The organism is Edaphobacter sp. HDX4, from assembly GCF_036877565.1.
GTDB lineage: Bacteria > Acidobacteriota > Terriglobia > Terriglobales > Acidobacteriaceae > Edaphobacter.
Window position 1 is genome coordinate 1 of record NZ_JAEDXW010000044.1, and the last position, 11,164, is coordinate 11,164.

Here is an 11,164-nt window from a genome sequence, read left to right on the forward strand (position 1 = left end):
AGTATTGTTGGTAATACTCTCTGGGAGGGTTGAGGGCCGCAAGCGTCGTCGCTAACTTTTGACCTTCATTGTTCGGTTGAGCTGCGACTGACTTGTTATCCGCAATGTTGAATGGAAATGCCGGCGGACCGGGAAAAGGTGCACTCATCAGAACCACTGAGGGAAAGACATCAGGTCGGGCTAGTGAGCAGTAGGCCGCTACGGGCGAGCCGAGGTCGTGTCCAACGAGCACTGCCGTACGCCGGTATCCCAACGCCGAAACCAACGCAAGGGCGTCACGCGTCACGTTCATTATGCTGAAGGGCTCTAGCTGGGTGTTATAGTCATTCACCCAACCGGTGCTGCGGCCAAAGCCTCGCTGATCGGGGGCTACAACATGGTAGCCAGCGTCAGCCAGAATTGGCATAACGCGTCGCCAGCCGTAGGCCAAGTCCGGAAACCCATGTAGAAGCAGTACTAGCGGCCGACCGGGGCTTTCATAACCGGCCTCAAGGATATGAACATCGAGGCCATTGACTCCATGAATCATGCGCGACCGAATTGCTTTGGGAAGTGTTCCATTGCCATACGTTGAAGTGTTCAAAACCGTTTCTCCTATGGGGTTTGCGCGTGCCATTCGAAATGAAGCCCCAATGAGGCTGGATGACAAATCGTCATCCTGACAGAGTTTGTGCAGAGATTCCCTAATGCCGAGGACCTTCAGTCATCCCAATCAAAGGCGACGTATTGCAGTTTCCCGGCGCGTTCGATCTGTAGCGCAACCGCTTGGTCCAGTTTCATATCCCTTAGCATCGACCTCAGCTGCTCGACCGAATCGACTGGAGTCTGGTTCAGGCTATGAATGATATCGCCTTCGCGGAGGCCATAGGTGACAGAGTTTAGTTCTGAAGATTGTGCGACTACTACCACTCCGGAAGGTATGCGCAAGTCCGAAAGCGCAGCACGAACTTTATTGTCATGCAAGTCGGCAACATATACGCCCAGACGGCCGATGAGGCTGTGTGCATCGACGAGATTGACGAGATCATCATGCGCGTCTGACGGCAGCTTCGCGGAAACGAGCAGCGACACTTTTTGCGTACCGCGCAAGACATCGAGCTTCAGAGGTTTATCCCGCGCATGCAGATACAGTGCAGCCGTGAAACCAGGAAGACCGGCGATTCGTCGACCGTCCACCGCGTAGACAACATCTTGCACTTGCAATCCAGCTTTTCCTGCCGGACCGTCAGGTATGACATCCGAGATGATAAGACCCCAATCCTCGGAGAGCCCTAAGCCTTTCGCCATTGCGGGCGTAATTTCCTGTGCGTTTGCCTGGATTTCCAGACGTTGCACGTGGCCGTATTTGCGGAGATCTTCATAAACGAGTTTCACAATGCGCGCGGGGATAGCGAAACCGAGCCCTTCACTTCCCCCACCTTCTGACAAAATGAAAGTATTCAAACCCACCACGTAGCCGTCGAGATCGACGAGCGCACCACCGCTATTTCCGGGTGCATCCGTCTGTATGTAGGCCATTGGCTGGTCGGGATCCATTTGACGCCACGCTGAACTAACGATCCCCATGGTGATCGAACTCTGCAATCCCTCTGGGCTGCCCACTGCGAGGACCACTTAGCCCGGATCGACGGAGCGAGTTACCCCCAACGGCAAAACGTTCAGGTGGTCAGCATCCACTTTGAGGACCGCGAGATCCGTTTCTTTGTCAGCGCCTATCAGCTTGGCCTCGAGAACCTTTCGCTTTCCTACCGGGAAGATGTCGAACGGAGAACTACCATTCCGTTCCGGCAGAACCACCTGAATCTGGTGCGCGCCCTCCACGACGTGAGCATTCGTAACGATATACCCGTCGGAAGCAAGAATTACGCCTGATCCGATTGCATGTTCTCGCGCTAACACCGCGACATTGTTATTGTGGCCTGTGGCCTAGGTGGGCGAGTATACCGTGGCCATGATTTGAACCACCGCAGGAGAGACCTTATTCGCAACCTCGATCAAAGAGCTGTTAAATTGCCGAAGCGAATCTGATGAAGTTCGGCAAGCGTATGATCCGACCCAGAGCTTAGGCGCGCCTTACCCGGATTTGCTTGCTGAGCCAGGCAAATAGCTCCCGGAAAAATTGAGGCCGCCAATGCTAAATGCAGAAAAACTCTCATTGCAATCGATACTCCCGCCCATAGTGGGCAAACACCCTTGCACATCCCTGCTGCCACTTTGTTTTCCTCGCCCTGGTTTTTAGGCCCTTGAGCACGTGTTTGCCTCGGAGGTCAGTGGCTAGGAACGTCGCTCCTTCGCGTTTCATCACGACCAAGGCCCTCTCAGGCCCTGTAAGGCGTCCTTCCAGAATGAGCCGCATTTCCGGCGGGGTGTGTCGACAGTGGTGAGTTTTGGCATGGTTCTCCCCAAGAGTTACGTTGATTCGGCCAGCTGCCAACTCAAATACGGCGTATCTTTGCCGATGTTCTTTGCGAGTCTTGCGGTGTTCGGGCCGAGATCCTTTTGGAACACAACGTTAGTTCGAGCGCTTCCCGTGAGACAGTCGGAGCCTTGTCGAGCAGGGCCTGAATCCTGTTGTGGTGCTCCTCGAGCAGCGGTCTGATCTGATTTCGCTGGTTCCCAGTGAGTTCCAGATCCTTTGTCAGGTGGTCAAGTTCCTGGTCGATTGATCGCGGGCCGTGGATTCCCTGGAGCGCCTGATTCATCCTCTGCGGTTGCGGCACATTTTTCTGGCAGGGGGCACTCAGAGTGCCCCCTGCTGCGAACGAGACCAGACGAACGAAATGCTGAGTTAATGCAACATCATCGCACCTCAATTACTTCTTGGGCTGTGTCGGAAGGTGCACGAACATTTTCTGAACGTTCTTGTCGAGCGACTTTTCGTTCTTGTCTGGGTTGCTGGACAGTGTGTCGGTTGCCGAGGCCTGCCAGATAAGGTTCTTGGACTGTCCGTCGAACAGTTCTACAAGCAGCGTCCCGACCTTAATATTGTCAACGGATGTCGTCGACATACCCATCCCTCCACCAAAGCGCCTTCCACCACCAAACCCGTCATAGAACGTGTTGAGCTGTTGCTGGTTATGGATGGCGTCGCGTGCAGTGACGACCACGTCTCCGCCTGATGGCACCTCGGACCATCCTTTTGCAGCCAATTGGCTGGCTACGGCGTCTTTCACGCGGTCATCCCAAAGACCATTGGCTGTCTGGATCTTGCCCCACGAGTAAGTCTTGTAGTGGGCGAAGTCCACAGTGTGGTCGTAGTCGGTGGTTACACCTGCCCACGCAGCGACGGATGTGAGAAGAAACGCCGCGAACAATACTGCTAAAAGGTTTTTAACTTTCATGACGTGCTCCTTTTTGCTCTGCTTGCTTCGGTTTTTCTGGCGCTTGGCCTGACATTCACCCAAATTGGCGCCACATTCAGGCTGAAGTGAGTGAATGCCAGGCCAACTCTTCAATCGCCAGCTTGGGCAGTTTCATTAGCTGCGATCGTCTGCTGCCGGTCGTGCGCTAGTTGTTGTTCTTCTTTGTTGGAATACCTGAATTCATGGCCGATCGTGTTCCCGGGAAAGAACCAGTCCAGGAGCGCATCGGGCCCTCCGTCGGGTTGTTCCGCCAGGGTAGCCACGGCGTCTCCGGTCGGCTCCTGGCGTCCCACGGAAATGGTCTGAAGAGTCGCAAACACGCGAGTTCCATTAGCATTGAAGATTTGGATTAGGTTCTGGTCGTTCTCGTCGGCCAATTTGAACAGGTAGGTTCCTGCCGGCAAAACATGGCCGGGAATCTCGACCGGCTGGCTGAACGTGATTTTGGTGGACTGGTCCGCCTCATCGGCATGAGCGGCAACTTCGAAGAACAGCACCGATGCAATGGCCAAAGCAATTAGAAGAGCAAATTTGTTGATTCTCATTTTCCTATCTCCTTTTTTCATCTATCGACTGACTTTAGTTTTCAGAACGAGTTAGAACAGGAACTTCCGAGCCTTGCTACCGAATACTTCACCTCCTCTTTAGGGCCTGCTGAGCCACGCTTCGGCCTCGTGCCCTCGTTTTCACATCATTAACAAAGGCAAGGCGAATGCCATTCAGAGAAGATTTGCTATCTTTCTGCAAACGGATGAATCATTGGCTGTTAGGTGGATTAGTGAGACCGCCATCGTAGCGGTGTCGGCACTGTCGGAAGGCCGGTGTCAAGGTGGCGTCACTTCCGACACTCTCTGCCTGTCGACACCTTGCGTGTTTCCAAGTCTTAAGCTGACAGGCGGATGGTCTATTTGCTCTGGAGACGCCTAACCGGTTGGATAATTCCCTTTATTGTTAAGGGACGCTGCACTACGGATTGGACGAACGCTTGTCAGTGACCCTTTGGCTCGGCGCGAGCATCAGGGCTGCGATGTCCACAGTGAGCTGGAATTACTCGCACATCGGTCTCGAATAAACGGCCAAAGAGGGGCAGCCGCCTCCTCTTGGACTGGTGTGGTTTAGAAAGTCGAACAAGGCTGGACAGCAGACCGAAACCCGATCACAAACGAGGGAGACCGCTTGAATCTGCAACGCGAATGCCGACCGACTGCACTTGAAGCACGATGGATCGTAGGTGTGTGTCAGGAGGGCGTGTAACTCAATGGTCGTCGTCTTCAGAAGTAGTTACGCTCGCTCCGGGAGATTTCAACGTCCCGTCCGGAAGAATGCCTAACTTCTTCATTCGGGTAATGAACGTAGTACGTTTCAATCCCAGGCGGCTGGCAGCGCCATTCGGCCCCCCAACCAGACCGCCCGTTTCATTAAGGGCCTGGATGATTTGATCGCGATCAACATCGGTGAGAATGCTCCGCACCGGTCTGCGTATCGTGGACCTCACGCCGGCGCCCTTGGCAGGTAGTGCGGCGTGGGCGTCAGGCGTGAGCTCGCCGACAGGCACGTTTAGTGTGGACCCCTGTGAGAGGATCACGGCCCGCTCGATTACGTTCTGCAGCTCCCGAATATTGCCCGGCCAGGAATACCGGCACAGAATCCTCATAGTTTCGGAAGGGATCGTCTCAATCTTTTTGTTCATCCGGCGGGCATACTCTTCTGAAAAATGCCGCACCAAGAGTGGAATATCTTCCTGACGCTCGCGTAATGGAGGAACTCGAATCGGGAACACATTTAAGCGGAAGAAGAGATCAGACCGAAATTTTTGGTCTTCGACCATTGCGGCCAAGTCACGATTCGTCGCCGCGACAAGACGGACATCGGTTTGAAAGGTTCGACTGCTTCCCAAGCGCTCCAACTCACGCTCCTGGAGCACACGCAGCAGTTTCGGCTGCAGCTCGAGGGAAATCTCGCCGACCTCGTCCAAAAATAGCGTGCCGTGGTTGGCTAGTTCCATGCGACCGATGCGCTGAGCCACGGCCCCTGTGAATGCACCCTTTTCGTGACCAAAGAGCTCGCTCTCAAGCAAACCGGTCGGGATCGCGGCACAGTTCAGCTTTACGAACGTTTTCCCGCGGCGCGGGCTGAGATTGTGTATGGCGCGCGCGATCAATTCCTTCCCCGTGCCAGTTTCGCCATAGATGAGCACCGTGGAATCCGTCGGAGCCACTGTTTCCACATCCATCAGGGTGCGGCGCAGTGCGTCACTCTGTCCTATAATCTCTTCAAAATTAGCATTCGTGCGAATCTCATCTTCAAGATAGAGCTTTTCCTGGGTGAGCTTATCTTTGAGTTCCGATATCTCACGATAGGACAGGGCGTTCTCCACAGCGACGGCGATCTGCTTAGTAATCTGCTCCAGAAAGTCCATCTGATCTTGCGTATACGGATCGTGCCCTCGCCTGCCGAGCACCAAAATGCCGAGTGCGCGATGTCGGCTCAGGATCGGCAGCACGCATACAGTCTCGATCTCCATCGCGAGAAAGATGTTTTTTCCCGCGCGGCTCTCGAGCAGGTCCTCCATCTTGCCGGCCCAGAGCTTGCCGGTGCGAAATACATGACCTGGAGCGGTTTCTCCCTTGAGGAGCGGTTCGACCGCGCTCAAGTTCACGTCGCCCTCGGCGTCGAGCGCATAGGCTCCTAACTGGGCAGGATCAGTGTCCGGCAAGCCCAGGCAGGCAAAATCGGATTGCATTATCTGACGGACACTTGCGATCACCGCTCTAAGGACCTCATGGATCTCAACATTCGAAACGGCGGTGTTCGTCAGCTCCAGCAGCAGCTTCAGCTTGTCGTTGGCCTGCGTGAGCTCAACAGTTCGCTCCGCAACCCGGACTTCCAGCTCGTTCCGCGCCTCCGTCAGCAATTGTTCTGCACGCCTGCGTGAAGCACTGAACCAGCTGACTAGGAGTCCAAATAATCCGTAAACGACCACGTAGGATTCCAGAGAGGGACCGGTGGGAACAATTTCGAAGGGAATAACAAAACGGCGCATCGCCAAAGACGACAAAACAAGAGCGACAACCCCTGGGCCTGTCCCCGCAACCCAAAACGTTATTGCAACGGCAGCCAACGAGAAGGAGGTGAATGGATGCGGCAAGTTGTAGCGACGCAATGTGAGCGCTATGGCCAAGGCCAGCGCAACCGACAACACAGCCACGCCATAGCGCAACACAACGGCTACGATCGGTCGCGCGGCCAAATTCGAAACTCGCAATAATGGCATCCTGCTCTCGGCGAGGCTCTCACGGTCCTGCCCATAGCTAAATATTTTAAATGATGTTCTGTCATGCAGTTCGGTTCTGTCCGGTGCCAATTTTGCAGGCTAGGTTTTTTCCGCCGCCCCATTTAGGAAGGAAGGCGCTGTGATTTAACCACCATTTGCTTTTGGGACAGCTTAGAGGAACTTCTCCGCCCGAACCAGGCCGTATATAGATGTCCTTGAATCCCTCCGCGGTCTGCCAGAACTTCGGCTCAACCTCCATCACGACGTGATACTGGTTGAGCGGGGTGTACATCGTCGAGACCTGCCGCTGCCCGAATGCGTCATATAAGGTATCGTCCGGCAGTTGCGGAGTGATGCCGAGTCTCGAGGCCGTCGGACGATCATAGACAAGCGAGGCTTGCATGCCAAAGTTCTGTTGATCCGTATTGACGTCTAGCAATCCTGTAAGCTTCTTCATTTCTTGCAGCAGACGAGATCCCCACGTTGTCAGATCCTGCAAGTTTGCGCTCTGAATCGTGTATTGATATTGTGCGTTGCTCGCCCTGCCGCCGATTTGCAACTCCTGTTCGGCTCGCAGGAACAGCGTTGCGCCGGCCACCGAGGTCGTTTTTGGCCGTAAACGATTGATGATTTCGTCGGCGCTTACCTTGCGCTACAACCTGATAGCCAGAGGTCTCGAGTGCGGCTCTTACTGAATCGCTGCTGGTTGCGTGGCCGGAATATGTAAAGACTTGTCTCGCGCGTGATTGTATCTCCGTCTTCGTTGTTGGGAAGCACGCGGCCTTCCACATGTCCTGGTGACTGAAAAGGAAGAGAATCGGCCGCGCAATGGGATATCTGCTGAGGCGGAGCGGTACCGCTCGCGTGAGTCCGTTGACAGCTCTGTCCGAATCTTGACGCGGAGCGTCGTCTAGTCATCGTTCCTTGTTTGATCCGGGTATATGCTCACGACGCCGCGTTCTCACAACCCACACTCAAATTCCTGACCATAATCAAGATCCGCGATGGCCACAAAGGAATGAGGCGCTGAGTATTCACAGCGGCCTCGATTGTTTCTACACGACAACTCTCCTGTTTATGACTCTTCCAGTCGCTTACCGTCATCTACCACTTTGGCATCTGGGTTGCCTTGATTATCGGAAGATAACCCATCGGAGGATGGCTATGGCACACGTAATTGAGTTCTATATTCCCACACGGTTTCGCACGCCCGTGAAGTTGATCCCGCTGACCCAGCGGGGGAAAGGTACTTGAGTTTCCGGCCGAGATACGTAAATCCGCATAACGAGAGGCTGAGATTGTCTATCCTTCGATGTCTGGATCAACGCACCCGCACCGTTCAAATACTGTCGGTGCGCTGCCCATTGTGCTGTATCGCGACACAGCAGGCGCGAACGATATCGGGGGCAGCCTACCCGAGGCACAGGCCATCTGGGCGAATTTGTCTTCTACCCCCAATGCTTCTCGCATTCGAGGGCGCGCGAATCGGCGTCGAGACCGACAGGAGGGATTATGTGGAGCGTTCGTTCTAGTCCACAGCCGCGGTCAAATGGTGCAGGTCTGCAAAGGCTGCACCTCACACGCAAGCCGGAGTTCGATGCGCTCCGGGGCTTATTCCTGGTATGGATGACGCTGACCCATCTGCCCACCCAGATGAGCGACCTGGTGAACCAGCCCTTCGGGTTCGTCTCCTCGGCAGAGGGCTTCGTCTGCATCTCCGCCCTGCTTGTCGGCCGCGTCTACATGCAGCAGGCGCTGGAGCATAGCGGCGAGTTGCGCACGAAGCTCTGGAAGCGCGCGCTGAAGATCTATGCGTATCACGTATCGCTGTTGCTGCTGGCCTTCACCTTTGCTGCGGCATTTGCGGTGGTCCGGCACCGCGCTGCATTAGAGAATCTACTGAACTTCTACATCGCACATCCTGCCGTAGCTGTCGTGGGCTCGCTGCTGCTCATCTACTGCCCGCCCCTGCTCGACATCCTACCCCTGTATGTCATCTTTCTGCTCGCCTCGCCATTTGCATTCTCAATCGCTGCACGGCGAGGCTGGCGACCGGTGGTGGCGGGCAGCACACTGATCTGGCTGCTGGCACAGTTTCACCTACGTACATGGGTGCACCAGGTCGTGGTGCGCGTCACCCATCTGCCGATCCCGCTGCAGGAATCGGGCGCGTTCGATCTGTTTGCCTGGCAATGGATCTGGATCATCGGCATGTGGTTGGGGGCGCGTTCGATCGAAGGCCAAATGCCTCTGCGCCGCATCCCGCAGTGGGGCCGCTGGGTGGCTGGGGCTATCTGCGTCTTCTTCCTCGGTGTACGCCACTCCTGGTGGGGTCCAGGCCTGACGCAGGATTCTCTGGCGAGGCTGCTGGACAAATGGCAGATGGCGCCGCTGCGACTGCTGAACCTCGTCGCACTTGTCGTTGTTCTCTACGGGCTGCGGAGCGCCGTGCGTTGGGTCATCTCGCGCGAGCCGTTCATCACATTGGGACGTGCTTCACTTGAAGTCTTTTGTGCGCATCTGTTCTTCGTATTCGTTGGGCTGGCGCTGCTCTATGGAGAGGTGCCGCAGTTGCACGGCATCTATGCACTCACACTGCTCGCCGTGACTCTCCTGGGCCTGATCTACGTGGCCCAGCGGCAAGTTCGCCGAAAGCACGCAAACAGCAGGAAGGCCCGGAGCACAACGGACGCAGTGGTAGATACGGCGGCTTAGCTCTGAACCATTCCACCGAGACCATTCCCTGCGGCGACACATGCTGAGACTTGGGCGTCAGAAAGCGCAGACGCGAGTTTGTCCACGTTGTCCGAACTGGACCGTTTCGTCAACTCATGAGCAAAGAGCTTGGCGTGGTAGGCCGTCAGACTCATTGGCGCAATATTCTCGATTATTCGTGCACCAATTTTAGAGCGCTCGTTAACTTTGGGCACAGTTTGGGCACAGAAAAACGCAACCGCGAAGTTGCGCTGATTTAGTAAACCATTGATTTTGCTGGTGCTGGGAGGGGGGTTCGAACCCCCACGAGGTTGCCCTCGACGGATTTTGAATGCTAATGATTGTTGTAAGTCATGAAAAATAATTGAGCGTAAGTTCAAAACGATCCAAGGCACTTATTGCCAGTGGTTTAGCGAACTCGAACGTAAGTAAGCCAATCTGATGTCTGTACCCAAACTTGTACCCGAAATTCACATCATTTTGTGAAGATTGTGAAAGCTTCATGAAGCCTCTGATTAAACCTGGGCCCCTGAAATCGATAGTTATCTGATTTCCAATAGCGCACAAGGGACGCGCTCTGCTACTTCTTGGGCAGTATGACCGACGATCCAATTGTGTTTGGGCATGCCAATAACAAGGAGGTCAGATTGGTTATGTTTTGCCGCTTCGAGAATGCTCTCCACTTCAGCTCCTTTTGAGAGTTCGGCTTCAATGGAGAGCCCAGCGTCCTCTGCAAACTTGCGAGCCTTCTCTTGTATCGTAATGTACCTATTTCGCATTTCGTCAGACCATCGGATATAGGGAGCAGCCGAGGTCGAAAACGAAAAGTAAATAGGAGCAGGCTCAATGACGCTGATTACGGTGAGACTAGCGCGAAGTGTTTTGGCCAATTCGATTGCTGCCTGTAACGCTCTACGAGCTTCCGCTGATTCATCAAACGCGACTGTGCTCCTTCTAAACATATCCTTCCTCTTGTTTGAGTTCCCAACGGACGAATAGCTCAACCACCTCGGTCAGAGGGGCATCGTAAGACCTCTCAGCTAAGTGAGCCCGAGTCCGCCATCAACGCCTAAGACTTGTCCAGTAACCCACTCGTTCTCCGAGTTTGCAAGTGAGATGATCCAGCGGGCCACCTCCTCGGGTACACCACGGCGACCGAGAGGAATCTGTTTTCGCTCATGCTCCTCTATAGCTGCGGCTTGCTCCGGGGAAAGACCCATCCTTCCACCGCTTCCCATCGCTGAAGCCCTTGCAGAGACATTTCCGCCTTACGAAGTCGGCATTCACGCGCGCGTCGGCCACGTCGCAATATCCAACCGATGCAAGGCCTGATAGCCCGGCTCCATAGCTAAGCTGATGATTACCCTTACGGTGTCCGCACCCTTTAGTGGTGCATTTTGTATTCCAGTGATTCCGCATGGCAACACGATGATGCAGCAAACCGAAAAGTGGCAAAACCGGTACGATTTGGCAGCGCGTTGAGTATGCGGTTTGTTGCTGCAATGCAAAGTTAGCGTTCGCCCCAGTGGTCAGAACGTAGTGGTACTCGGCTATCCAACTGGATACGAGTACTCGGTGTTGGAGGATTCCGCGGGGGTCGCACTGCATTTCGAATTTGTTCCATCGTTTGCCCCAGAATCAGCAACGCCCAAGAGAAATCGAAAATAGCTCGCCTGAATACCGCTGCGATCGCGAAGAACAACAGGATGATGGTTGCGACTTTCCAAGCTGGATGACCGACTGTCCTACGGAGAAGATCAACCTCGCTATTTGGCCACCGTTGGTTTCTGATGCCGTCCGTTAATGCACTCGA

Annotated in this window: 9 protein-coding genes and 1 pseudogene; 1 reads left to right on the forward strand and 9 read right to left on the reverse strand. The window is 54.7% G+C overall.

Going from position 1 to position 11,164, the window contains the following annotated elements; genetic code table 11:
• The 7 genes and pseudogenes from JAO29_RS22950 to JAO29_RS22980 form a co-directional block, all read right to left on the reverse strand.
• Positions 1–583, reverse strand: a 583-nt coding sequence (locus tag JAO29_RS22950) for an alpha/beta fold hydrolase (RefSeq protein ID WP_334270615.1), incomplete at its 3' end; no start/stop codon positions are given.
• Between the two features lie 116 nt (positions 584–699).
• A complete protein-coding gene (locus JAO29_RS22955) occupies positions 700–1,287 on the reverse strand; it encodes a PDZ domain-containing protein (protein ID WP_334270622.1) in 588 nt (195 codons plus the stop codon).
• A 102-nt stretch (positions 1,288–1,389) separates the two neighbouring features.
• Positions 1,390–1,899, reverse strand: a pseudogene (locus tag JAO29_RS22960) (S1C family serine protease); the annotation flags it as partial.
• 914 nt (positions 1,900–2,813) lie between these two features.
• Complete coding sequence (locus tag JAO29_RS22965; protein ID WP_334270616.1) at positions 2,814–3,341, reverse strand: DUF4136 domain-containing protein; 528 nt, start codon at positions 3,339–3,341, stop codon at positions 2,814–2,816.
• Between the two features lie 110 nt (positions 3,342–3,451).
• Positions 3,452–3,928 (reverse strand): hypothetical protein, encoded by a 477-nt coding sequence (locus JAO29_RS22970; protein ID WP_334270617.1) that lies wholly within the window; start codon positions 3,926–3,928, stop codon positions 3,452–3,454.
• A 689-nt stretch (positions 3,929–4,617) separates the two neighbouring features.
• The gene (locus JAO29_RS22975; RefSeq protein WP_334270618.1) at positions 4,618–6,726 is read right to left on the reverse strand and encodes a sigma 54-interacting transcriptional regulator; all 2,109 of its coding nucleotides are present in this window, start codon (positions 6,724–6,726) and stop codon (positions 4,618–4,620) included.
• Entirely contained in the window at positions 6,698–7,267 is a 570-nt protein-coding gene (locus tag JAO29_RS22980) for an efflux RND transporter permease subunit (protein ID WP_334270623.1), read from the reverse strand. Before JAO29_RS22980 ends, JAO29_RS22975 begins: the two co-directional genes overlap by 29 nt.
• Before the next feature lie 881 nt (positions 7,268–8,148).
• On the opposite strand from JAO29_RS22980, the gene opgC reads away from it, so the two are divergent.
• Entirely contained in the window at positions 8,149–9,351 is a 1,203-nt protein-coding gene (gene opgC, locus JAO29_RS22985; RefSeq protein WP_334270619.1) for an OpgC domain-containing protein, read from the forward strand.
• Positions 9,352–9,893: 542 nt separating this feature from the next.
• Here opgC and JAO29_RS22990 read toward each other — a convergent pair.
• Together JAO29_RS22990 and JAO29_RS22995 are read right to left on the reverse strand one after the other, a co-directional pair.
• Positions 9,894–10,313, reverse strand: coding sequence for a universal stress protein (locus JAO29_RS22990; protein ID WP_334270620.1), 420 nt, complete (start codon positions 10,311–10,313; stop codon positions 9,894–9,896).
• A 78-nt stretch (positions 10,314–10,391) separates the two neighbouring features.
• The gene (locus tag JAO29_RS22995; RefSeq protein WP_334270621.1) at positions 10,392–10,589 is read right to left on the reverse strand and encodes an SDR family oxidoreductase; all 198 of its coding nucleotides are present in this window, start codon (positions 10,587–10,589) and stop codon (positions 10,392–10,394) included.
• Positions 10,590–11,164: the final 575 nt, after the last annotated feature.

Coding starts and splice junctions, on each gene's coding strand:
- JAO29_RS22965 (WP_334270616.1), bottom strand. CDS start 3,341: ATGAAAGTTAAAAACCTTTTAGCAGTATTGTTCGCGGCGTTTCTTCTC.
- JAO29_RS22955 (WP_334270622.1), bottom strand. CDS start 1,287: ATGGCGAAAGGCTTAGGGCTCTCCGAGGATTGGGGTCTTATCATCTCG.
- JAO29_RS22990 (WP_334270620.1), bottom strand. CDS start 10,313: ATGTTTAGAAGGAGCACAGTCGCGTTTGATGAATCAGCGGAAGCTCGT.
- JAO29_RS22995 (WP_334270621.1), bottom strand. CDS start 10,589: ATGGGAAGCGGTGGAAGGATGGGTCTTTCCCCGGAGCAAGCCGCAGCT.
- JAO29_RS22970 (WP_334270617.1), bottom strand. CDS start 3,928: ATGAAAAAAGGAGATAGGAAAATGAGAATCAACAAATTTGCTCTTCTA.
- opgC (WP_334270619.1), top strand. CDS start 8,149: ATGTGGAGCGTTCGTTCTAGTCCACAGCCGCGGTCAAATGGTGCAGGT.